This window comes from Pseudoalteromonas sp. G5_S1_54_S4 (genome assembly GCF_054968565.1).
Genome location: NZ_JBQKUL010000019.1, coordinates 44,917 through 69,991 on the forward strand (window position 1 = coordinate 44,917; position 25,075 = coordinate 69,991).

Sequence of the window (25,075 nt, forward strand, 5' to 3'; positions counted from 1 at the left end):
ATAAAAACGTGCTTTGCCAAAATAATTTTTTGATACCCAAGTCATTTTAAAAATCAACGTACAGAAATTGCTTCGGTATATTATTTTTAAGGGCATAGTCATGGATATAACCATACCAAAAATCGTCATCATCGGCGGTGGCGCTGGTGGGCTGGAGCTAGCAACTCAATTAGGGCACAAACTAGGAAAGAAACAACACGCAAATATATTACTCATCGATAAAAATCGCACTCATATATGGAAACCGTTATTGCACGAGGTTGCAACTGGCTCTATTGATGCCGATTTAGATGGGGTTGTTTACTCCGCGCATGCTGCCAAACACCACTATAACTTTCAACTTGGTACCTTTTGCAACCTCGATAACAACAATAAAACCATTACCTTAAGCCCTCTATATGACGAGTTAGGGCATCAAATTTTACCTAAACGCACCGTTCACTATGATCATTTAGTTATTGCTATTGGCAGTGTGAGTAACGACTTTAATACGCCAGGCATTAAAGAGCATTGTTTTTACCTAGATTCAAATCAACAAGCAGAGCGCTTTCAACACGCGCTGCTGGATAACTTTACTCGCCTTCATCAAGACGATGACCCATTACACTCATTAAACATCGCCATTGTTGGCGGTGGAGCAACTGGGGTTGAGCTCTCGGCTGAGCTGTATCATGTTTCTGATTTACTAAAAATATACGGTTTAACCAATATGTCGGCTAAGCGTTTACATATTCATCTGATTGAAGCGGGCCCCAGGATTCTTCCGGCGCTGTCTGAGCGAATTGCCAGTTCAGCCAAGCGTGAGTTATTAAGATTAGGCGTCACCGTTCGGGAAAATACCCAAGTTAAACAAGCAACCGAACATGGCTTTATCACCAATGATGATGAGCAAATAAACGCGGATATTATGGTATGGGCGGCGGGCGTAAAAGCACCTGACTTTATTAAAGAGCTGGGTATTTTTGAGCTGACTCGTAATAACCAAATAAAAGTAAACGAGTACTTACAAAGTCATCTTGACCCACAAATATATGTGCTCGGTGATTGCTGCGCGTTTACGCAAGATGATGGTACGCAAGTGCCGCCACGCGCACAATCGGCACATCAAATGGCACAATGCGTTGAAAAAAACTTAATCGCCACATTACGTGAGCAGCCCCTTAAAAAATTCGAGTATAACGACCATGGCTCACTGGTTAATTTATCGCGCTACAGCACAGTAGGCAGCTTAATGGGTAACCTAACCAGTAATAGCTTTTTTATTGAAGGTAAAATTGCCCGCTTTATGTATATTTCATTATATAGAATGCATCAGCGCGCTATTCATGGCAGTGCCAAAACCTTTGCTTTGTGGATCAGCGAAAAAGTGCTGCGTGTTGTGCGTCCTAAAATGAAGCTGCACTAGCCAAAATTAAAGACAGTGGTAATTTAAGTTACCACTGTCTTTAATTTTTAATATTAGCTATATAAAGTACACAAAAATTTTAAGGAAACAGGCTATGTCGGATAAAACGCTTATTTTTAATTTTGACGGTACCGGCAGTGAACCCCGAGACGCAGATCAGTTTAGTACAGAGCATTTTAAAGAAGACGCCAGTATTTCTAATATTTTAAAACTACACTTATTGCTCGGTGGTAAACTTGATGATTCTCCCACCACCCCATTTTCCAAACAGTTAAGTTTTTATTACCAAGGCATAGGCACTAAAGGCAGTCGTTTAAAACGAATTTTAAATCAAGCACTCGCCCCACGTTCAGACGATGTAGCCAGCATTTTAAATCAAGCTATTAATGATTTTAAACAGCATTATCAAAGCGGCGATACCCTCCTACTTACCGGCTTTAGCAGAGGCGCTGCATTAGCGCGGCGATTTGCAAAGTGCTTAGAGCCACTCATACATGAAAAGGTGTATTTATGTGTGTTTGATACAGTGGCCTCAATTGGCATGTCAAAAGTGAGTAAAGCCACTTGGGGTGCAGAGCATGTTATTTTTGAAAATCACACCATTGCCAGTAATGTCTCTGAGGCGCTGCACTGTGTAGCGCTTGATGAAAAACGTCGCGCGTTTGAACCGACGTTAATGAACCAGCAAGCTAACATTACCGAGCTGTGGTTTGCAGGAGCCCATTCTGATGTGGGAGGCGGCTACTATCGCGATGGACTTGCCGATATTTGCTTGCGTTATGCACTTGAGTGGCTCATTGCTCAGCCACTGTCAGTTTCATTGCTAACCAGTCATGACATCGATTACGAAAACCTTTTACCTGAGAGTAACTTGGTTGCCCAAGACGATGTGACTGTTATTCCCGATCCACTGGCGTTAAGTCATCAGCAAAATTACTTTTGGCTAAACCCATTTTTTAAACTTGTTGATAGGCAGTGCTGTGTATTAATTGACGATGAAATCAGCCACGTCGCCCCATTAATACATCACAGTGTTGCACAGCGAATTAATAAACTAACCAGCTATCGTCCTGAATCATTAAAAAAATTACATTATAAAATGATTTACAGCGACGACAGCACGTTAAACTTTATGGGACTGAGTGCCCATATAATGCTAGCCAACCAAAATATGAGTTTACTTAGCATAAACCAAAGCCAAGATGTGATGGTATATGCCAGTGAAGCCTACAACGCCACCGGCTTAATGCTTGCCCAAGGTGCGACCTACCGTTTTACACCTTATCCTAATCAATATTGGTATGACGATGGTATAAAGTGCTCTCCTTCTGGGTGGCATCGCGATAACGTGCAACTCGGCGTTAAAGAAATCCCCATGGCATTGCTTGAGCCATTTAGACGTTTAGCTACAGCGCAGTGGTTTAGTTTAATCGGTACGATTGGTCAAAGCGATGAACATGCCTTTGAAATTGCCGAAGGCGTTGAAATAACCATTAAAAAATCGGGAGAGTTTTGCCCATTTGCTAATGATTTAAGTCGTTTTTATGGTGCAAATGCCGGTAGGATAAAACTTAAAGTAACGCGATTAAGCTGATAAATAGCCCAAATAATCAGTGCACTTTATACTGCAAAGTGCACTGAGCTAGGGATAGCTGGTGGAGGTTATTGCTTTTTCATTTTATGGCCTTTCACGGCATAAAATAATATGAATAGATAACAAGGTAACAACACCGAGTAGCCTGTTTGTAACGAGGTAAAGCCACTCAGTAGCCCCCATAAAACGGGACCAAATGCACCTCCGGCAATCCCCATAATTAAAAGCGCAGAACCAGTACTAGTAAGTTTACCCAATCCTGATAATGCTAGTGGGAACACCGCAGGCCAAACAATCGCGTTTGCTAAGCCTAAAAAGGCAATCAGCAGTAAAACATCAGGCAAATTAGCGCCGCCTAAAGGCACCAATAACGCATTGGCAATAACAAACGACTGTGCATCGAGCAGTAAAATACATAATGTAATAACAATCCCTAATACAGCCGATGCGGTTAAAGCGCTCTGCTGAGAAATAAATTTAGGGATAAGTAAAATACCTAAAATATAACCAAACACCATAAACATCATAGTGTATGAGGTCATTACCCCATATTTTTCGACTCCCAGCGATAGTGCAAAAGTACCGATGGTATCGCCTGCAATAACCTCAACCGCCACGTACAAAAATATCGCAATAGCGCCTAACACTAAGTTTGGATGAGAGAGTGTTTCACGAATTTCACCCTTATCGTTTATTGCTTCAACTTCATCATTAATAAGTTCAGGTAGCGGCGACTTTTTAACCGCAAAAGCTAATACACCAATAAATATGGCCATGCCTAAGTAAGGTAAAATAAGGCCGTTGGCCATATCATCAACTTGCTCTTGGCTAAGCTCTGTGCCTACCGTACCGGTAAAGTTGCTTAAAATTAAGGCGGTAAATACCATCGGAGAAATAACCCCTGCGCCTTTATTTAAAATACCCATAATACTAATACGCACAGCAGCCGACTCTTCTGGCCCTAAACGCACTACGTACGGGTTAACCGCAGTTTGTAATAGAGTTTGACCTGCGCCCATCACTAACTGGGCTAATAAAAACAGAGGAAAAAACTGTGACATAGCAGCAGGAATAAACAGTAAACCCGCTAACATCATACACCCCATGCCAAGCGCCATCCCGTTCTTATAGCCAACTTTTTTAATTAACACGGCCGAGGGAAGCGCAGTAAAGGTGACGGCAATATAAAAGGAAAATAAAATTAACGACCCTTGAAACGGAGTTAACTGTAAAATTTGACTTAAATACGGCATTAATGAGCCATTTAGCCAAGTAGCAAAGCCCAGTATAAAAAATAATACCGCAACAATGGCCATTGGAACCACGCTACTATTTTTGGACGTATCCATAACATTGGTTGTCATGTTATTTTCCTTTATTTATATTTATTATGTTGTTAACAAACCTGAGCGCCGCCAATCCACGTGCTAATGACTTGTTGTTGTGTGTTTAATTGTACAAAATCTGCTGGACTGCCCGGTATTAATCGCCCGTGTGTGGCGGGCAACTGTAAATACTGAGCAGGATATAAACTTGCCATATTAAGCGCTTGCGCTAATGGCTGCTTTAAATGGGTTACTGTATTTCTTACTGCGGTTGCCATATCAAGCGCAGATCCTGCCAGTTCACCCGTGGTAGAGGTGAGCTTACCATTATCTAAGGTGACGGTACGGTCAAAAAAAGCAAATTCGGTGTCATTCGTACCCACTGGTGGCATCGCATCAGTGACTAAAAAAACACGACCCATTGGCTTTGCTTTTAACGCAAGCTGACATGCAGCGTAATCAACATGATGCCCATCAACAATTAGGCCGCAATAGGTGTCATCGTTTAATAATGCACAGCCTACAACACCTGGCTCACGCCCCTGTAATGGCGACATAGCATTATATAAATGCGTAAATCCGGTTGCGCCAGCATCAACCGCGCGCTGAGCTTGAGCAAAGCTTGCATTGGTATGACCTAAACAAACGTGTATGCCTACCTCACGCATTTTAGCGATATCACTTGGCAGAACATTTTCAGGTGCAACTGTTACCACCACTTTACCTAAATCTTGGCGAGATAATACCTGCCATTCTTGTTCAGAAATAGGGCGAATATAATCAGCACTATGAGCGCCTTTTTTTGCAACAGATAAGTGCGGGCCTTCAAAGTGAATGCCAATAATACCGGGAGTCTGCAAAGCAATAGCATCAGCAATGACATCGGCTGCTTGGTGCATCACTTCAACCGTGTCAGTAATTAAAGTCGGCAACATGGCAGTTGTGCCATACTTGGCATGTGCCAGCAGCATTTGTTTAACCCCAGCAACACTGCTAGTACGATTAAACAATACACCACCGCCACCATTCACTTGCAAGTCAATAAAGCCTGGCGCAACTAACCCCGTTAGGTGCTCATCTGCCTGTTGCACGTTATCATCTATTGCCGTAATAATACCCGCATCAATGCTCAACACTTTGTCGTTAACAAATTGCTCGCCATCAAAAAACTCTGCTACATGAATACGTTTTACTGACATTTATAATGTCCTTGTTACTTTTTTAAGCCCCTTAGGCTCATCAGGGTTAAAACCACGGCTTAACGCTACTTTTGCCACATCAAGATAAAAACGCTGCAATACTAAAAATGGCGCTAATCGAGGGTGTACGTTAATACCGTTTTGATTAAGGCTAATCACGTGTGCACCGCGTTTTTTAACCTCAGCAATTTGCTGCTGATGTGACTCTTTAGTTTCATCATCAACCGAGCAATCTAAAATCACTAACCCTTGCTCAACTAAGGTTACCGGACCATGTAAAAATTCTGCACTACTGAATGACTCAGCATGAATAGCACACACTTCTTTAAGCTTAAGTGCCATTTCTTTTGAGATAGAAAACCCTAAACCACGGGCTAATACCACCATGTTCTTAATGTTTGCAAACTCACTAGGCTGTAACTGAGTTGGCGAGTCTATCATTGCATCAAGCGCGCTAGGCAGCTCTTTAAGCCCTTGTAATAATGACTCATTTTGCGTCCAATTAGCAACAATATGTACCAATGCCGATAACGTGGCTAAGTAACTTTTTGTTGCCGCCACCGAAATTTCATCACCGGCTTTAAGGGGGACAAAATCATCTACTATGTCTTGCAATGGTGACGCTTCATCGTTAACCAGTGCAATACAATAAGCGCCCGCCTCTTTCGCCATTTTTGCTTGAGCGAGAATATCTGGGCTGCGTCCTGATTGAGAAATTACAATCACCACAGCGCCTTCAAGCTTTAATGTTTTACTATATACACTCGCCACTGATGGCGCTGCTGAACTGACCGGTACACCGGCTTCAATTTCAATTAAGTACTTACCAAAAACGCCAGCATGATCTGATGAACCGCGACCAATCATCATCACCACCTTAGGGGCCATATCGCGAAGCTTATGACCAATTTTTTCCACTAAAGGTTGGTTGGCAATAATTTGCTTTTCAATAACATTTGGCGTTTGCGCCGCTTCTTTTTCCATTAGGGTGTTAAACATCATAACTCCTGGCTGCTGTAATTAACGTGCTGTTGTTTAGCGTAAAGTACAGACCCCATTTCTGGTGACGATAATGGGGCTGATAAAATAGCTTGAATGTCTGGATCTAACCATGTTGTCATCACGGCTGATAAGCCACCGATAAACGAAAGCCTTGGTGGGTTTTTATCTAATAATTGACGTGCAATATCGCTTAAGTACGCGCCACCTTCTTTTAAAATGGCAATCGCAATGGCATCGTTTGCTTGTGCTGATTGAAAAACACAACCTGCAAGTTGCGCAAAAAAGGCGGCGGGTTTATTCGCAATCACTTCAACTAGTTGCATTGCATCACGCACTTCTAAATACTTCATAATCAAATTAGTAAGCGCACCACTTGGGATTAACTTGTCTAGGCTTAACAACACCTGCTGACAAGCAGTAAAGCCTATCCATGCACCGCTGCCTTTATCACCGTGTGGGAAACCATGACCACCAATCATAAACGATTGAGCATTAACGTATGAAAATCCACACGAGCCAGTACCTGCAATCATCACTGCGCCATCACTACCTTGATGAGCGCCCATACAAGCAATGAGTAAATCAGTCGTTAAATGCATAGTTTTAAATGGGTGTTGCCACTGGGTCATTTGATTATGCAAACTTGGTAAGTTAACTCCCGCTAGGCCAACCCCTGCGATTAATGCAGATAAAGGCGTCTCTTTGAGTCCTGCATCTTGCAAGGCTAAACGCGCTGATTGCTCAATGGAATGCGTTGCTTGGCTAAATCCATGTAACGGGTTACCAGGGCCTGCCACACCGGTGCCTACTATTTCATTACAGCTATTGACGATAATTGCTTTACATTTAGTGCCACCGCCATCGATCCCCACAAAGAGTTGATTGTTATTAATATTGTTGGTGATCATTTTTGCCTCTTAATTTGTTCGACCGTTTTGCAAAACACTGAAAATAAAACCGGACTGTCATACTGTATGAATCTTATACTAGCACAAATGACAGCGTTGTCATTATTTTTATTTACAAATAAATAACTTCTTTCATCTTCAATAATTTAAAGGAAAACGCACCTTATCGGTGCGTTACTTTGAGCTTTCTGCTTACACGACTTGCTGATGGAGTCTTAGAGCGAATCCATACATCTTGTGTTACTTTGACGGGTTGTTTATAGGTTTGCCATTGGCCGCTTCCTTGTTTGTATTCAATTACCAAACCAGGGTAGGCAATATTGGCGTACAACATGCCGTTCTCAATTTTTGCGCCCGCATTTGCAAGACGATAATGCACATCAGCCATTTCTAGCTTAGGAAATTCTTTTAGTCCCATTGTGGCTGCAAAAGTCTGCCATTGCTGATCGCGCTGCTGTTTTAATGCTGAGCTAAAGCGATTTGTTTGTTGGCTATAAACAAAGCCATTGTGATCATACGGTACCGCCCAATCTGCCTTATGCCATGCTCTTTGTGCCAACGATAATAACCGTGGGAAGAGCTTATATTCGGCCATATTATTGGTGCGCGTATTTTCACTCCATAACTGCCCTTGAATACCAATAAAGCGTTTATCTTTTGCCAAAGGCGCTGATACTACCTTGCCTTGCTCATCATGCTTTAACGTGTCATCAGCTACATAAGGCTTATCTTCTCTATCGAGCCAAAATTCAGCATGAATAGGTAAATTATCTGGCATAAACTGAAATATTTTTTCGGTATTTATATGCCTTGAAGCCCAGTAATAGCCGTGCTCTTGTGGGTCTGCTTCATACGGAAAGTCAAAATACAGCACATCTGGCGACGAGAGTACCACTTGCCAATTTCTATTAGCAAATTCATGGGCACGTTGATGGCCGTTCCACATTAATAAATCCCAGCTATTACCTTGTACAACCTCTGGCATATTCTCTGGATTAGTATGCGATAAACCATCGCTCCATGCAGCGGTTTCAATATTCATATCAGCCAACATATTCGCAATACGTTCAATAAAATAGCTGCCCAGCTGACTCGCTTCAGTAATTTCTAACTTATTTTGTTTAATAAAATCAGCACAAGCTGGTGAGTCAACCCACGCTCCGGCGGTTTCATCGGCGCCTATGTGATAACGGGTTAACGGATGCTGTGCATCACTGTGTATGCCTTTTACCTGTTCCATTACTTCACGAATAAACGCATACGATGAGTCTAAACACACATTAATTGTATTGTCGTTATAGTGCTGTACCGACGAATACACGGTTGTATCAAGCGGATCATAGAGTAAAAACTGCTCGGCTTTTTGTTTATCGCCTTGTTTTATGTATTTATTATAACGCGCTTGCATGGCTTTAATTGCAGCGCGAGAATGCCCTGGCATATCAAGTGATGGAATCACTTGAATATGACGCGCACTCGCCGCTTTAAGTATTTCTTGATAATCAGCCACCGAATAATAGCCGTTTGCTGCACTAGAAGTATCAAGCCCTGCACCCAACTGTGGCATTAAACATTGTTGCTCGCTTTGATCAAAACAGCGCTTTGCACCTATATCTGTAAGTTCAGGAAGTGATGGGATTTCTATACGCCAACCTTCATCATCACCTAAATGTAAATGCAGCTTATTAAGTTTATAAGCCGCCATTTGATCAAGCAGCTTTAAAATAAAGCCTTTGTCGCGAAAGTTACGCGCAACATCCACCAACACACCTCTAAACTGATAATGCGGTGCATCAATTACTTCTCCCACTGGTAACATATTACTGTTAACCTGATACAAACTCGCTAAGCTTTGCAAAGCATAAAAAATGCCCGCTTCATCAGCGGCATTAATCACAATTTCATCAGCTTTAATCGCTAACTTATAGCTGCCTTCAAATTCATCATTTTTAGTTACTGTATTAAGTGTGACCTTAATAGCCGCTGCATCATCGCTTATATTAATACCTAGTAGTGCTAACCTTTGTGTTGCGGCAGATAAGTGTGTTTTATCTATTCCTGAGTAGTTAATATTAAGCCCTTGGCTTATATCTAGCGTTTGAATTTGGCTAAATTCGCTAAAACGTGGGGTCGGAATAATTTGTTGAGCAATCACATTGCTCACTTGATTTTGCGACGTTAAATAAGCAGAAAAGTCATATTTTTCATTGCGCTCAAACAAGCGTTCAGCGCTAAGCCACTGCGTTTTATCATTCGCGGTACGTTTAAACTGACGTTCATAATCGGTGTAAGGCATAACATGTGGCAACACCTCTAACCCTGTCTCTGGGTCAATTTTAGGTTTTGTGCTTTCAATCACTTTAGCGGTGTCATTATTATTAACAACTATATAATTAGGAATTGCGTCGCTTTGCGATAATGACCAAAAGTGCGCATAAAAAGTAATCGTTTTAGTCTCACCCGCTTTAAAGCCAGTAAACCCGTCTTTAAGCTCAATGACATGAATATCGCCATTAACGCGTTTAATAGTAAATTCATCGCTAACCGCGGTTTGAATAGGTGTAATTTGACTAAAGTAAATTTTCCATTGGTCAACGTTAATCGCCGAGTTGGCGGTTAAATGTAAATACGCTTTAAAACAGTGACCGTTTTCTATATCTGGATCGCACTGTGCTGATGGACGGTTATCAACCTGCTGATATTTTATTTGTAAGGTTTTAGCAAGTAACTCTACGGCGCTATCGTTTGCAGGGCTTAGCTGAACCGATACCGTATTTTGTTCATCAACATTGCCCTGACACGCACTCAAACCCAGTGCTAAGCAGCATGCTGTCAGTAATGATTTAATCTTCATTCGCTACTTTCCCTCTGTTGTTATTAACTTAGTCACTCAAGTATCTCTTTCAGGTACTTAAATTAATCCCGCTTTTAAATCAATCACTATTCACATCTAGCAATTGCCACCTTAGCGCACACAATCCGCTACCTTAGGGTTTAAATAATAATTAACAGCGCGCACCAATTTATGACAACGCTGTCATCAAGTTGTTAATGTATCCTTTTTTTTCTTTTATAGCTACACAGAAGGGCAAAAAAGATACAAAAAATTTACATGTATGTGCTTAATATTCTTTTAAACTATTGTATTTAAATTAAATTTAAATATTACTAAATTATTACCTAAAACTTTATCTACCATTCTCACAAGAAAGGCGTATAAATTAACTGTTAATATTCAATGATGTCTTTATAATTTAGCCGTCAAATAATAAAAACCGAGCACTGTTAACTGCTTTTGCTGTAGTTGTTAACCGATAAAGATAAATTAGTACCCAAAATGATATGTAAAGGTCTATTAAGCCTATGAGAACAACAATAAACGACGTGGCAAAAGATGCCGGGGTATCAATAAAAACGGTATCACGAGTAATAAATAACGAAACCTCGGTGCGTGACAACACCCGTGAGAAAGTCATGGCGTCGGTTAAAAAGTTGAACTTTCAGCCTAACCTTGCTGCAAGAAGTCTCGCAGGAACAAAAGCTTACAGCATTGCTTACATTTACGACAATCCAAATGCCTACTATATTATAGATATGCAAAACGGCATTTTAGATGCGTGTAAAAAGCAAGGGTTTGAACTACTTATCCACCCATGCGATGCCAAAGAAGCACATATTATTGACGAAATAACCAGCATGATAAAACGCACCCGAATTGCCGGTATTTTACTCACGCCGCCATTTTCAGAGATGCCACATTTTGTTGAAAAGCTGACACAGCTTGACCTAAAAGTTGTGCGTATTTTATCGGGGCACGACGCCCCCGATACATTAACGCCCTGTATTATGATTGACGATAACCTCGCCTCTAAATCAATTACCGAACACCTTATAAATAATGGCCACACGCGCATTGGCTTTTTAGCCGGTGGCAGCGAACATAACTCCACCAAAGAGCGCTTAGAGGGCTACAAAGCGGCTTTAAAACAATACGACATTACTATAGACCCTAGCTTAATTATTGATGGCGAATACTCATTTGAATCCGGGGTTGAAGGTGCTAAAACACTCATTAATCAACAAAACAGGCCAACCGCTATTGTCTCATGTAACGATGAAATAGCCGCCGGTGCGTTATTTGCAGCCAGATTAATGAACATTGATATACCCAGTGAACTTTCTATAACAGGGTTTGAGGATAGTCCATTCTCGCGTCAAACCTGGCCAAAGCTCACTACAGCGCATCAGCCAAATAATAAAATTGCTGAAGATGCAGCCAGCTTACTGATAGCTCAAATTCGTAATGGCAATGACCGCGATATTATTAAACTATACACACCAGAACTGGTTGTCAGAGATTCAACAGCCCCTCCTATAGCTTTATAATTAATTAGCTGGCACGCGCTGCAAGTCCCCCTTCAGCGCTTAAAGCATTAAAAGCGGCCTGATTTTTGAACGCATAGCCTGTACCACTGAGTTTATTAACAATAAAACGGCACATGTTGTAAATTTTACACTTAGGGTCTGTTGATCTTTCAAGGTTATATAACTCAGTTAACCCCTCTAATACCAATTCGCTTAATTAACTGAGCTATTTTGAGGGAGGAAAATCGTGTCGATAGCAAGGCAAAAAATTTCGTTATTGAGTTGTTCTAAATGAGACGTTTTTAACGCTGTTAGCGTCTAATCTGCCCCCTCAAAATGATTAAATATTATTGCAAATTGGCATAAATATACAGGAGTAAAATATGGCCAAGTCAGCCCAATTGTATAGAATGGCAACCGATGAACATATTTGCCCATTTGGTTTAAAATCTAAAGATTTACTTGAACGTCAAGGCTTTGAAGTAGACGATCATTTACTCACCTCAAGAGCCGATACCGATACCTTCAAACAAAAATACGATGTAAAAACAACACCACAAACATTTATAGATGATGAGCGTATCGGTGGTTATGATGAACTCAGAGAGTACTTTAATAAATCCCCTGCCGGTCAGCAAGGTACAACCTATACCCCTGTGATAGCGATTTTTGCGGTTACCTTGTTGCTCAGTTTAGCCTTTTCGTTGAGCGGTGCAGGATTAAGCATGTATACACTTGAGCTTTTCGTGGCATTAACAATGGCGGTACTAGCCATTCAAAAGCTACAAGATTTAACCAGTTTTTCAAATTCCTTTATCACTTACGACTTACTCGCCATGAAAGTGATTCCTTACGCTTATGTATATCCATTTTTAGAAGCCTTTGTTGGCGTGGCCATGATTGTAGCACTTCCAGTTTACTTGGTTGCACCTATCTCTTTGTTTATTGGTAGTGTCGGCGCAATATCCGTGATTAAAGCCGTGTATATAGACAAACGCGAACTTAAATGTGCCTGTGTTGGCGGCGATAGCAATGTACCACTTGGCTTTATTTCACTAACCGAAAACCTATTTATGATAGCAGCCGGTATCTGGATGCTAGTTAAATAATAAAAAGGCGCGATAGGTTTAAAACCTACCGCGCCCTTCAGGTTTTAATAGCGGGCTACGAGCTGCGGGAGGCGCTGCGCTGAAAGAATAGATTTAAGGGCTGATATGACTAGGTGCTAGACTGTTTGCACAAGCTCACTACTCGTCACTCGAAGCCCGTTGCCTGTTTACTTTCTTCTCATTCACTTTTCTTTGTGCAAACATGTTTTAAGTGATTTATTTACAAAGAGGTTATGAGACGCTGCGCTGAAAGAGAAGGCTAAAGGCGCTAGGTTGTGTTCGCTGCTCGTGACTCGTAGCCCGAAGCCCGCCTTATTTCAACAAACACTTAGCCAACTCGCAACAAAAGCCCTATTTGATCGGTGCTATTTAAGCCGCGATTAAATAGGACTCTTGTCCTGCATGTTTGTTACTGCGTTTAAACGAGCCTTTACCTTTTTTGGCTTTAACCACTTGCGGTTTAAATACTTTAGAGGTCACCAGTGCTGCCAATGCGTTGTGTTTTATCACGCCGCGCCCAGTGTCTACTGCGGATTTGTTACCCGCTTTTGTTTTGCTTTTTTTCGCCATTTATTTTTTCCTATTAATAAAATGAGTATAACGAGGGATACATACCCCACAGTGTTATTGATGGCGATTGTATGCTTAATTTTCAAGCATGCAATCATTTTTAATGCTGTTTTAAATATATTTTAGCCATAAAAAAAGCGCCTTTATAAACGGCGCCTTTGCTGGTTAATTTAGGGTCTGTTGACCTTTCAAGGTTAAATTTGCAGCAGTCTGTTTGGTATTTAGGCAAGGCAGCGCCTATGTAGTGTGGTTATTCCCCATAAATAGGCGATAACGCAGCATCAATGCCAAACAGGCGCTGCCCGAAGGGTTCTGCCTAGGGGCAATTTACTCTTTGTTGCTCGGTTTTTACTTAGCCCACTAGGTTACAAACCTCGCGCCGCGATTAAACCGCCCCTAGTTTGAACAAATTTTAATCCGCAAAGGCCAACAGACCCTAGTTTAAAATTAAAAGCTAAAGCTTACTTTTGCGTAGTAAGTGCGACCATCAAAGCCATAGGGTACGGCTCGTAACGGATATTTAAATGCCCCATTCGAAATAGCGTTTAATACTTCATCATCGCCTAATTCATCCGGTGTTTCATCAAATACATTGTCTGCACCTACCGATAGAGCAAACATATCGTTAATTTGATAACTTACATTTAAATCCACTAATACGGCTGATTCTACCGTACTGGTTGCTTTAAATGAGCCATCTGTTGCAAGTTCAATATGGTCATTACCAAAGTACTTCACATCGGTTTCGCCAAAGTAATTAAAGCGGATCATTGAGCTATACGCGTCACGCTCATAATCAAACGTTAACGTTGCACGTTCGCCCGGCTGCCCATCAGTTAAAAAGCTACTTTGGATATCATCAAGTGCTACATTTTCAGGAATACCCGGTGCTGCATTAACACTGTCAATTTTAGTTTCGTTTAAATTACCGGCAAACGTAGCAGAGAAATTACCGTCATATAAATCAGTGCGATAGGACGCAATAATGTCAACACCCTGCGTTGTCGAATTCACTGAGTTTGAAAAGTAATTCGCTTGTACTGCACCCGTTGCCTGTAGCGCGGCAACTGCATCAGGACTAAATGCCACATCATCAGCCGATAACAAGCTGCCTAATGTAATACGGTCTTCAATTTCTACACGGTAAAAATCCACCGTTAACGATAAATCACTGGTTACATCATAAACAAAGCCCGCACTGTAGTTCGTTGATGTTTCAAGCTTTAAGTTATTAACGCCTAATGCAGCTGGAAATGCAGAGCCTGTTGTTGCTGTAAAAGACTGGCTTAATGTGCCGTCAGAACCTAAGTTAGTGGTAAACGCAGTGTAACCGCTTTGCTGTAATGATGGCGCTCTAAAACCCGTTGATAACGCACCACGTACCGCAAAATCATCGTTAAATTCATAACGCGTGGCTACTTTACCAATTATGTCGTCACCCGCATTAGAGAAATCTTCGTAACGAAGTGCACCGCTAACATTCCACGCATCGGTAACCATGGTTTCTGCGTCAATATAAACGGCGTAGCTATCGCGATCACTTTTATTTGATGCTTCAGGGCGAAGGCCGTTGTAAGCTTGAAAACCACATTGTGCAAATTGATTCGGATCGTTCACTGATGGGTATGAAGTATCTGTGTTAGCAGTGCCACACGCGTATGAGGCTTCTTCACCGGGTACAATTTCATAGTTTTCTTTACGGTATTCAGCACCAATTGACACGTACACAGGCTCACTGCGGCCAATATCAACAATCCCGTTCACATCCGCGTTGAATGTTGTTTGGTCAAACCTAAAGCCACCCGAATACCCCTCAGTTGGTCCTGCATTTGCAGCAATATCGGCATCACTTGCACCTGGGTTATTAAATAAGTACTCAGCAGCATAAGAGGCATTTAATGTATTGCGTGAGGTAAAGTCGTATTGGTTTTCACCATATACCGCCGATACATCGTAATTCCAATCAGGGTTAATATCACCTCTAAAACCGATTGAAACAGAGATATCCTGTGCTTCATTGTCTATTTGCGGTAAAAATCCATCGCTATAGACTTGAATCACGTTTTTAGATGCTTCGTTAAAGTTACGATAAAAGCCGTTACCTAGTGCAGTACGCTCAGAATAACCACCAAATGAGTAAAGCTCGCCCTCACTCATTGGCAATGCCATATTGTAAAATACCGAAGTAAATTCACTCTCTGCATTACCTTGTCCCCAACGAACTTCGTCCGATAAAGTACCTGGTGCGACATTAAGTGAACCACCGGTATCTCGCTCGGCACGATTGGTTTTATCTGCATCGCGATACTCAAGCGATAAATTAATAAATCCACCTTCGTTGCCTAGTTCAAAGCCACGGTTTAAACCGGCTGAAATTGTTTCTCCATCGCCTTCTGCCGTTTCACCGTATTGCACATAACCTGTGGTTAAATCTGTTGAGTTATTAAGTGATAAATTGATAACCCCCGCAATCGCATCTGAGCCGTACTGCGCCGCCGCACCATCACGTAAAACCTCAACCCCTTTTAAGGCAATAAGCGGGATCGCATTCATATCAGTCCCCGCAGAGCCACCGCCCACGGTACTAGTTAAACCAAAAATAGATTGATTATGGCGGCGCTTACCGTTGACTAAAACCAGCGTTTGATCTGGCTGTAAACCGCGTAATGTTGCTGGGCGAAATAAATCGGAACCGTCAGAAACTTGTGTACGAGAAAAGTTAAACGATGGCGCTGTCGCTTGTAAGCTTTGCCCAAGCTCGGTAAAGCCGCCTTTGTTTAAATCATCCGCGTCAATTAAATCAATAGGTGATGACGACTCTGTTGCTGTTCGGTTAGAAACTCGCGACCCTAACACAGATATTTGTTCGATATTTTTTTCAGCTTTAGCAGGCGCTTCTTGTGCATTAACCATACTTGGTGCACTGAAAGCAAAAGCAACCGCTACAGCCAAAGTGTTTAAACGATATGTTGACATAATGATGACCCTGTTTTGTGTATTCTTATAATGTGTGTGGGGTATATTCCTGTACCCCATTGCCAACATCCTAGCAACATACACAAACAAAAAGAAACAAAAAATTTGATAAAATTAGCATAAGAATGCAAATAACTTTAAAAACAGGAAAATAACACCTATAAAAGCTCAAAATACAACCAAAGCAGCAATTTAATATCACAGCACCAAAAGTTAATACAATGTTAATATTGAGGTTTTATTCATAACTAGTGAAAATAACGGTTTTGTATATTTTTCACTCTGAAATGAGCAAAAAACACACTCCAAATGAGGTTTTATGCGGTTTTTATAAGACTAAAGTAGATACTAAAGGTAAGAAAGGGTACTCAGAAAAACTATACATAGGTAGTTATGTAGTACTGTCCATTTTTAAACAATATTTTATACAGGCCTATTTAAGAGGTATAACTATGCCAATCAAATTCACTAATTAGATGGCAAAGTAGAGGGTCTACACCTTTTGAGTCACAGTATGCGCGTAACTGCATGGGGGAGTGTTTATCAAAAAGAATTTGCCTAACAATAAATAACGTATGATTAAGCGGAATTAACTCATTATCATCAGTGGCGGCTAAATCATGGCAACTCATTAATAAGCTACACATTTTCGTGTCGTATCCCCATAACTTTAAAACATAGGCCGAAATAAAGTTAGAACTAGCATATTCTTCACTCACGGCTTTTTCATACTCAAAAGACGCTTCACTTTCCCCTTGAGACAGCAAAATAATTTTGCCAACAAAACTCAATAACGCCACTGAAAATAATAGTTCTTGATCATGTAAGTTAAAACCTGCCTGCTTAGCAAAACGCTTAACACAACTAGCATAATTGGCGGCTATAGCCAGCTGTTTTTCATGAACATCAGCAGGAATAGACGATTCAAAATTTTTGGCAACTAATAAAGAAGTGGTGATAGCCATTAATATCGTTGTTCCGAGCCTCGACACAGCTTCATCAATTGACGATGTTGGCCTTACAAACCCAAGATAAGATGAGTTTGCAAGTTGCAACAATTTAGCAGTTATTATTGGCTCTTGAGAAACAACATGGGCAATATCATGCAAATCAAATTCATCGCTTTGTACTAACTCTCTGAGTTCTTTCAAAATAAGAGGATAAACAGGAAAGCTGATCATAGCCCCTAACTGCCTGCGCACATTAAAAGCAAAGGGTAACGACTTTAACGCCGCCACATTGTTAAAAAGTGCGGTTATGTCTGCCTCATTAAACGGTTTAGCAAGATAAGCATGCACAACATTAGGTTGTCGCATCATGGTACTCAGTGTCATATCACCAGTAAGTAATGCTCTGACTGGGTAGGGGTTTTGTGAAGAGCATTGCTCTAAAACATCCAATCCATTCATTTGCGGCATTAAATAATCACTTAATACTAAATCTAAGTCTTGCTTAGTGTTTAGCAGCTGCCAAAATTCATCAATATCAGAGGTTGTCATTATATCAACCTCTGGATAGGCTCGATGAATAGTCCTTTGTAATACTTTTAATAAAAAAGCATCATCGTCTAATATGACGACCGCTATCGAACTCATTGCGCACCTTGAGAATTAAAATGGTTTAAATAATTACAAAAATCATCCTGCTCTAAAGGCTCACTATAGTAATAGCCTTGTATGTAGTCACACCCTAACTTTTTAATTAATTCACATTGATAGGCTGTTTCTACTCCCTCAGCAACAACTTTAAGATTTAGATCATGTGACATACGTGTAATGTTACGAATCATACTTTGCATTGCTAAAGACGATTCAATATCAGTAATCAGCGCTTTATCCAATTTAACGCCATCTACTGGCAGCTTAGAAAGGTAGCCAAGTGATGAATAACCCACGCCAAAGTCATCAATCAATAGCCTAAACCCCAAAGCCCTTAGTCTTATTAATTGCTGTTCGCAGGTAGCAAAATCTTCTATTAAATAGGTTTCTGTTAGCTCAAAAACCAACTGTGATGGCTCTAAATTATTGCGACTTAAGCACTCGAGCATGTAATCAATCCAGTCGGGATCATCTTTTAACTGCCTCGCAGATATGTTAACAGCCAACACATTCACACCTATATTGTTATCCCCCCAATATTTTAGTGTTTTACAACTTTGAGAAATAACCCAGCGCCCTATTGATATAATTTGACCATCGCATTCAGCAATCGGGATAAAATGAGCAGGGGGAACCCAGCCATATTTACTTGGCTCATACCAGCGAATGAGCACCTCAGCACTAAGTACTAACCCTGTTTTAATATCAACTTTTGGTTGAAAACGTAATGACAGCTCATCTTTATTTACCGCAGTTAATAGTAAACGGCTTAATTCAAAGTTCTTTTTATAATCGGCTACCAGCTGAGGATCAAAGCGAGAACAAATACGCTGCTGATCACCTACTTGGTAATTCATCGTCAACTGCATTTGATTAACGAGCTCTTTTCCCTCTAAACTATCCTCAGGAAACAACCCATACACACCATAAAGCTGCACTTGGGCATCGATATATTTACTAGGGAGTGCTTTTTTCAGATCATGCATCGCCTTATTTAGAACGGTTAAAATTTCACTATCAGATTTAATTTCAGGAACAAATAATACAAACCGATCGGCGCTCTTATGAAGAACTTTGACCGCTTTTTCTGATACGCCTTTCAGCACCTCTAGAACCAATTTTATAAGGTGGTTGCCATCTTCGCCCCCTAGCAAATCATTAATTAATTGAAACTGCGCAATACCTATATAAACCAAGGCATAACATTCTTTATTCGCTTCACACAGGGCTAAATGATGATAAAAGTCAGACTCGTTAGTCACCACTGATGGTGTTCTGGTAAGTTGGAAAATATTACTCATGCTGCTTGCGTTAATTGATAACTTTAAAAGCTGGCAAAAATCGTCATGTAAATAACGCTCAATCATAACTTCTTCGCTTTTAGCTAGATCAAAGGCGCGTGCATAATTAATAAAAAGTGTACTGCTTTGCTTGTCAATAAAAGACTGGCTTACCGCTTTATTTTGAGCTGTATCTAAATTGGCGAGGTGTTTGTTTTCGTATAAATGAATATCAGGAATGATTTCAGCGGCCGGTGCATTAAAACGATTAATAATGCCGTCATTGTCTATTTCTATTAATGCCGACATACTACCCATTAATAACTGTTCTCTTACTCTTTTAGCTCGGCGCTGTTCATATTTTACTTGCGCCTCGCTAATGTTCTCAAGTAGCTCACTATCGACCCATGGCTTTTCTAAAAAACGAAATACCAATCCCTGATTTAATAACTCAACCACAGACTTAAAATCAGCATATCCACTTAGCACTAAGTTTACGCAATCGGGCCAATTAATTTTAACTTGGCGTAATAAATCAGCGCCGTTCATTTGTGGCATTCTAAAATCAGTAATGACTATCTCAATTTGATTAGCTGCTAAGATTTCAAGCGCCTCAAAACCAGTGGATGCTGTTATTACATCATAACCAGAACGAACAAGTACTCGCTTTAAAGATTTCAATACATTAAGTTCATCGTCTACTAATAAAATTCGCAAAGCCACTATTTACACCCCAAGAAGAGTTCTAATTTACTACGCTATTTTGAAAAAATGTTATTACTCATATAACAATAACTAAAAACCTAGTTAGGTTTATACTTTTTCTATTAATTATGCATTTCTTGATTTTAAATTATCATTAACATACGCTTTATGATATTGATTGTTTTTCACACGCCACCTAATAATAGTCTAAATTGAACTTCAAGCTATTTTTAATAGCTAAAAATATCTATCGCTGTGGCAATTTTTTACTTATAAGGGGCATCTATGTTCGCCATTGATACTTTTCACTCTCACGGCAGCGATATAGATAAATTTATCCAACCTGTAAGTCAGTTCACAAACAACAACCCAGATTTGCTGCTCGGCTTTGCTACAACCGATACTATTAAATACCTTTTTAATAACCAGCCAGGCTTTTTAAAAAACACTCACAATTGTTTAATCATCTCATCATGCCTTGGGTCATCAACCAACCAAACCTTATCATTAAATGAGCAAAGTATTAGTTTATTCTCGATTAAAGACTCAAATGGGCATTATGGTGTTGCAAGTTGTAATGCAACCGATAACCTAAGAGAAAATGCCGCTCAAACTGTACTTAAAGCCATTGCTAATGCAGGCCAAATTGGACTCGCGCCCAAAATGGTCTGGTGCTTTCAAGTTCCAGGTAATGAGGAGCTAGTTTTGCAGGGAATTCAAGATGCAATCGGCCAGCGTATACCTGTTTTTGGAGGAAGTTGCGCCGATAACGATATTTCAGCCAAGTGGTGTTTTAGCGATACTGAAAATGTATACCAACAAGGTTTTATTATTGCGGTGTTATACCCCAGTGTAGAAACATTCGGCTTTTATAGTTCAGGGTATGATAAAACAGACCAGCAGGGTACAGTGACAGACGTTGACGGGCGCATATTAAACACAATTGATAACCAGCCCGCCTTTGATGTTTATAATCAATGGCGAAAAAACATAGGATTAAACGCCTTAACTTCAGGAAATATTCTTGCACAATCAACGATGACACCACTGGCAAGAGCCCTTTCCTCCGATGATGATATTCCTAGGCTGTTGCTAAGCCACCCAGCGGTAGCAAAAAATGGCACGCTAGAATTATTTTCAAATTTAAGCGTTGGCGATACTATTTATCTTGCTTCGGGAAGCCCTGAACAATTAATAAAACGAGGCGATATGGTCGTTTCTGCACTAACCAAACTGGCAGACTTACATGCAATAAAAAATATAAAGGGCGCTATTATTATTTTTTGTGGCGGCTGTATGCTGTCAATTAAAGACGCCATGCAAGAAGTAAAAGAGTCTATTGCAGCACAATTACCCAACACCCCATTTATTATGGGCTTTACCTTTGGAGAACTTGGTACATTTAGTGACTCAACAAGTAAACATGGTAATTTAATGATTTCATGCGAAATCTTTGGTGATTCTGTATGACTACCAACGAAATATTATTAGAAAAACTACATTTATTACAGGTTCATAATTTAGCACTTGAGGAAAACCGTGCTTTTAATAGCCTGATTCTAAACGGCTTAGATGCCATTTTAAAGAACGACAGAACTGAAACCTTACTCACTGAGTTTTTTGATATTTTGCAGCAAGCCATTGCTTTTTCTGCGGCTATTTTAATTAAAATAAACCCCAGCAATGAATTATCTACATTAGTTACAGCATCGCACCCACAAAGTGATGAAATAATTACCCAACTCAAAGCACTAAATAAACCCAATAGAGACATTAAAAATGTATTTAACTTACACCAACTTTCTGATTGGCAAGTAACTGATCCTTTTTGGCATTCGCAGCATGCAATGCTCACCACCCCAGTAAGTACCAGTACAGAAAGCTACCAGCTCTATATTTTTTCAGAAACAATTGGCGCATTTAATCAGCACGATATTACTTTAATGCAACGCTTTGTCAGCTTTGCAGGGAATACAATTTCACAATTTGAAAAACGAAATTTACTTGTTAAACAAAAAGAAATGGAAGAAAAACAAAGTAACATTGAACAAGTGTTAATCAACTCTGAAAAAATGGCTTCGTTAGGGCAAATGGCGGCAGGCGTTGCACACGAAATAAACAACCCTTTAAGCTACATTGTCAGTAATATCCAAAATTTGGCTTACAACCTTGAGCAATTTAGTCATTTAATTAACGCACTCAAAGCAGAAAAAGCCATAGCGCAGCAAACATTAGCAGATACGCTACAACATTATCAATTTGATGAATTACAAACAGACTCAAGCGATATCATTGCTGAAATGACTGAAGGGGCTGATCGAGTTAAAGAGATTGTTCAAGGGTTAAGGCAATTTGCTCATCCGGATCAAACCCAAATTGGCGATATTGATATAACCGAGCTCATTGATAACACATTACGTGTTGCCTGGAACGAAATTAAATACAACGCCAACGTTGAAAAACACTACAACACAGAGCCCGTTATCATCACAGGACGTTCGACCCAGCTCTCTCAGGTATTTTTAAATTTATTTTTTAACGCCGCTCAAGCCATTTGCGACAAGGTTGGTGTCATCAGTATCACCACTAAAGCCGATAAAAAAAATGCCTATATAACTATTGCCGATAATGGCAGTGGAATTGATGTGGACAAATTAAATAAAATTTTTGACCCTTTCTATACTACAAAACCAATAGGCCAAGGCACAGGGTTAGGGCTGGCTATTAGCAAAGCAATTATAGAGCAACATAGTGGTCAAATTCGAGTTGAAAGCCAGCGAAACCGAGGTACTGTTTTTTATATTACTTTACCGAAGAAACCAATTTTAACTGATGACACGCTAACTATATTAAATACCAAACAATAAGAACTAAACCTTGTATTTAAAAAGAGTAAAGCGAGTTTAATTTTTAAATCTATTTAACCTGAACTTTGGTTAAGAAACATACTAAAATATTGAATAATAATATTTAAATTAATTTTTCTAGCCAGAGATTTTCAATGAAAACAAGGCGAATTTACGCGTCAATAGCTGGTCTATTGTAAGTAAATTCAACGCAGTTAGCGCTGAAAATAGCTGCTAGTATTATCCAGAGCTCAGGTTATTTATGCAAATCGGCCTTAAAAGTAAATTCAAAGCATGTGCCTTTACCTAGCTCACTTGTAACATTTACAGCGCCTTGATGCTCTTGCACAGTTGCATACACTTCAGATAAACCAAGTCCAGTACCTTTACCCACTTCTTTGGTGGTAAAAAAGGGATCAAAAATACGCGCCAAATTATCAGGTTCTATACCACAGCCCGTATCTGATATAGCCAGGAAAATGTCTTTATCGTTATTGTAATCACACCTAATACTTAATACTCCCATAGGTTGCATCGCATGTAATGCATTAATTAGTGTATTAAATAATAACTGCCTAATCGCGCTAGGTTTTGCCCAAAAAATAATGTCTTTCTCTGGTACAGAGACCTCGGTTGTCGCTATATATTTTATTTCATTTTCGAGCACAATTAATGCCGAGCTTATTTCTGCAGACAAATTCATTTCGCACCAATCTTCATTGTCTTGTGATGCAAAATCACGCAGCCCGTTTACAATTTTACGTACCCGCTCAGTCCCCCCTAATGACTCTTCAACTAATTCAGGTAAATCCTCGTAGATAAAAGCAATACCGTTTTTTTCGTAAACATCATCAAGTAATGCTACAAATCGCGGTTCGGCTTGCTTTAAGATTATTTTTTTCTGTGTTTCATTGGTTTTTATTAATTTATCCATGTAATCGCTTAGTGTTTCTAAATTAGAACGTACAAAGCCAATAGGATTATTAATTTCATGTGCGACCCCCGCGGCTAATTGGCCAATGGAAGCCATTTTTTCAGACTGTAGCATTTGCTTTTGAGCGGTTTTAAGTTCGTCATGTAATTGCTTGAGCTTATTGTGGTCTCGTTCAAGCTCATTTTTTAATTGCGTTTGCTGCATAAAATAGCTCGCCTCTGCGGTAACGTCTGTTACCACAATACACACATGGCCTACATCGCCATTCTGGTTGATAATCGGCATAAACTGTACATTTTGATACATTTGTGACTCATCACCAGTAATTGGCCGAGTACTGCGCATTGGAAATACATGAGGGCGTTGTTGCCAATAACTAAAACTAGGATTTTTTAATACAAAAACACTGTCGATTTTACGCTTTAAAAAACGTGCTTGTTCAGCAAAAACCGTGAGTAAGTTCTGTCCCGTTAAATGATCGTTTCGGGTCGTTAAACCACCAAAAAAAGCAGAATTAATAAAAGTGATAATACAATTTTCATCTATAATACAAGCACCAATTGGGATTTGCTGGATAACGCGCTTAAATTCTGCCTCGTCCATCACCCCTCCAGCAAGGCACGAATTGGTATAAGCGCTTGTTCGATTGACCCTTCACTGAGACCTATAAGCACACGCGCATCAAACTTCATATGCTCTATTTTAAAATCAACTTCAATAACTAATATCGATGACCAATCTATATTCTGTGCCGCATTTTCAGGATAATAAAAAGAGGGCATATTTAATTGAGTAGTTAACTCTAATTGACTTGTAAAACCCTGCAAACAAGCCCCAGATAAAATGTTGGTTACTTCTAACACCAGTTCTTCTGTAGCCGCTTTATCAAGAGGTAAATCAAAATCCATGATATCGGCGAGTGCTTCACATCCCTCCTTTTGAATACTTGTAATTACTTCTCCACGAATTGAACCAACAAATGACTGCCTAGCAGACCAACTACTTTTTAACCCTTCAAGTATCCCTTGAAACGCTACTGGCGACAAAGATTCTATAGCGGGCACAGACAGCGCCACCTTTGTTTGAATTAAACGAGCAAGTGCATCAGCCGCTTGTCCCATAGAAATATTCATTATTTCTTGCAGTGCATCTTGCTCCTCTTCACTTATTGAAATCATAACAATCCAACCTCGTGTAACGTATTACTAAGCTCCTCAGCTGAAATAGGCTTTTTCAAAAACCTAAAGGCGCCTAAGGAG

General features: G+C 40.1%; 17 protein-coding genes. 6 read left to right on the plus strand and 11 right to left on the minus strand.

Annotation, left to right across the window (positions count from 1 at the left end; translation table 11 throughout):
• Nucleotides 1–100: 100 nt before the first annotated feature.
• Entirely contained in the window at nt 101–1,405 is a 1,305-nt protein-coding gene (locus ACTRWE_RS09290; RefSeq protein ID WP_462879897.1) for an NAD(P)/FAD-dependent oxidoreductase, read from the plus strand.
• Nucleotides 1,406–1,499: 94 nt separating this feature from the next.
• On the plus strand, nt 1,500–2,999 hold the full coding sequence (locus tag ACTRWE_RS09295; RefSeq protein ID WP_138764375.1) for a phospholipase effector Tle1 domain-containing protein: 1,500 nt from the start codon (nt 1,500–1,502) through the stop codon (nt 2,997–2,999).
• Between the two features lie 68 nt (nt 3,000–3,067).
• On the opposite strand, the gene nagP is transcribed toward ACTRWE_RS09295, so the two are convergent.
• The 5 genes from nagP to ACTRWE_RS09320 form a co-directional block, all read right to left on the minus strand.
• The gene (gene nagP, locus ACTRWE_RS09300; RefSeq protein ID WP_138764376.1) at nt 3,068–4,363 is read right to left on the minus strand and encodes an N-acetylglucosamine MFS transporter NagP; all 1,296 of its coding nucleotides are present in this window, start codon (nt 4,361–4,363) and stop codon (nt 3,068–3,070) included.
• 32 nt (nt 4,364–4,395) lie between these two features.
• Complete coding sequence (nagA, locus tag ACTRWE_RS09305; protein ID WP_013462892.1) at nt 4,396–5,523, minus strand: N-acetylglucosamine-6-phosphate deacetylase; 1,128 nt, start codon at nt 5,521–5,523, stop codon at nt 4,396–4,398.
• On the minus strand, nt 5,524–6,522 hold the full coding sequence (gene nagB-II, locus ACTRWE_RS09310; RefSeq protein ID WP_138764377.1) for a glucosamine-6-phosphate deaminase NagB-II: 999 nt from the start codon (nt 6,520–6,522) through the stop codon (nt 5,524–5,526).
• The gene (nagK, locus tag ACTRWE_RS09315) at nt 6,522–7,433 is read right to left on the minus strand and encodes an N-acetylglucosamine kinase (protein WP_138764378.1); all 912 of its coding nucleotides are present in this window, start codon (nt 7,431–7,433) and stop codon (nt 6,522–6,524) included. The genes nagB-II and nagK overlap by 1 nt, the downstream gene beginning before the upstream one ends.
• Nucleotides 7,434–7,596: 163 nt before the next feature.
• Nucleotides 7,597–10,287 (minus strand): family 20 glycosylhydrolase, encoded by a 2,691-nt coding sequence (locus ACTRWE_RS09320; RefSeq protein WP_138764379.1) that lies wholly within the window; start codon nt 10,285–10,287, stop codon nt 7,597–7,599.
• A 509-nt stretch (nt 10,288–10,796) separates the two neighbouring features.
• Between ACTRWE_RS09320 and ACTRWE_RS09325 the strand changes: the two genes are divergently transcribed.
• Together ACTRWE_RS09325 and ACTRWE_RS09330 are read left to right on the plus strand one after the other, a co-directional pair.
• A complete protein-coding gene (locus tag ACTRWE_RS09325) occupies nt 10,797–11,819 on the plus strand; it encodes a LacI family DNA-binding transcriptional regulator (RefSeq protein ID WP_016899123.1) in 1,023 nt (340 codons plus the stop codon).
• A gap of 362 nt (nt 11,820–12,181) precedes the next feature.
• Nucleotides 12,182–12,907, plus strand: coding sequence for a MauE/DoxX family redox-associated membrane protein (locus ACTRWE_RS09330; RefSeq protein ID WP_016899119.1), 726 nt, complete (start codon nt 12,182–12,184; stop codon nt 12,905–12,907).
• A gap of 369 nt (nt 12,908–13,276) precedes the next feature.
• On the opposite strand, the gene arfA is transcribed toward ACTRWE_RS09330, so the two are convergent.
• The 4 genes from arfA to ACTRWE_RS09350 all read right to left on the minus strand — a co-directional run bounded on the left by arfA (nt 13,277) and on the right by ACTRWE_RS09350 (nt 20,054).
• The gene (arfA, locus tag ACTRWE_RS09335) at nt 13,277–13,477 is read right to left on the minus strand and encodes an alternative ribosome rescue factor ArfA (protein ID WP_016899107.1); all 201 of its coding nucleotides are present in this window, start codon (nt 13,475–13,477) and stop codon (nt 13,277–13,279) included.
• Between the two features lie 447 nt (nt 13,478–13,924).
• A complete protein-coding gene (locus ACTRWE_RS09340) occupies nt 13,925–16,453 on the minus strand; it encodes a TonB-dependent receptor plug domain-containing protein (protein WP_138764380.1) in 2,529 nt (842 codons plus the stop codon).
• A gap of 437 nt (nt 16,454–16,890) precedes the next feature.
• Complete coding sequence (locus ACTRWE_RS09345) at nt 16,891–18,048, minus strand: HDOD domain-containing protein (RefSeq protein WP_138764381.1); 1,158 nt, start codon at nt 18,046–18,048, stop codon at nt 16,891–16,893.
• Nucleotides 18,045–20,054, minus strand: a complete 2,010-nt coding sequence (locus tag ACTRWE_RS09350) for an EAL domain-containing response regulator (RefSeq protein WP_138764382.1) — start codon at nt 20,052–20,054, stop codon at nt 18,045–18,047. Before ACTRWE_RS09350 ends, ACTRWE_RS09345 begins: the two co-directional genes overlap by 4 nt.
• Before the next feature lie 267 nt (nt 20,055–20,321).
• Between ACTRWE_RS09350 and ACTRWE_RS09355 the strand changes: the two genes are divergently transcribed.
• Both ACTRWE_RS09355 and ACTRWE_RS09360 read left to right on the plus strand, forming a co-directional pair.
• On the plus strand, nt 20,322–21,506 hold the full coding sequence (locus tag ACTRWE_RS09355; RefSeq protein WP_462879898.1) for an FIST signal transduction protein: 1,185 nt from the start codon (nt 20,322–20,324) through the stop codon (nt 21,504–21,506).
• On the plus strand, nt 21,503–22,903 hold the full coding sequence (locus ACTRWE_RS09360; RefSeq protein WP_462879899.1) for a sensor histidine kinase: 1,401 nt from the start codon (nt 21,503–21,505) through the stop codon (nt 22,901–22,903). Before ACTRWE_RS09355 ends, ACTRWE_RS09360 begins: the two co-directional genes overlap by 4 nt.
• Before the next feature lie 235 nt (nt 22,904–23,138).
• On the opposite strand, the gene ACTRWE_RS09365 is transcribed toward ACTRWE_RS09360, so the two are convergent.
• Together ACTRWE_RS09365 and ACTRWE_RS09370 are read right to left on the minus strand one after the other, a co-directional pair.
• Nucleotides 23,139–24,419 carry a PAS domain-containing sensor histidine kinase gene (locus ACTRWE_RS09365; protein ID WP_033103511.1) on the minus strand — a complete coding sequence of 427 codons (1,281 nt, stop codon included), beginning with the start codon at nt 24,417–24,419 and terminating at the stop codon, nt 23,139–23,141.
• Nucleotides 24,419–24,994, minus strand: a complete 576-nt coding sequence (locus ACTRWE_RS09370) for a chemotaxis protein CheC (RefSeq protein WP_033103510.1) — start codon at nt 24,992–24,994, stop codon at nt 24,419–24,421. Before ACTRWE_RS09370 ends, ACTRWE_RS09365 begins: the two co-directional genes overlap by 1 nt.
• Nucleotides 24,995–25,075: the final 81 nt, after the last annotated feature.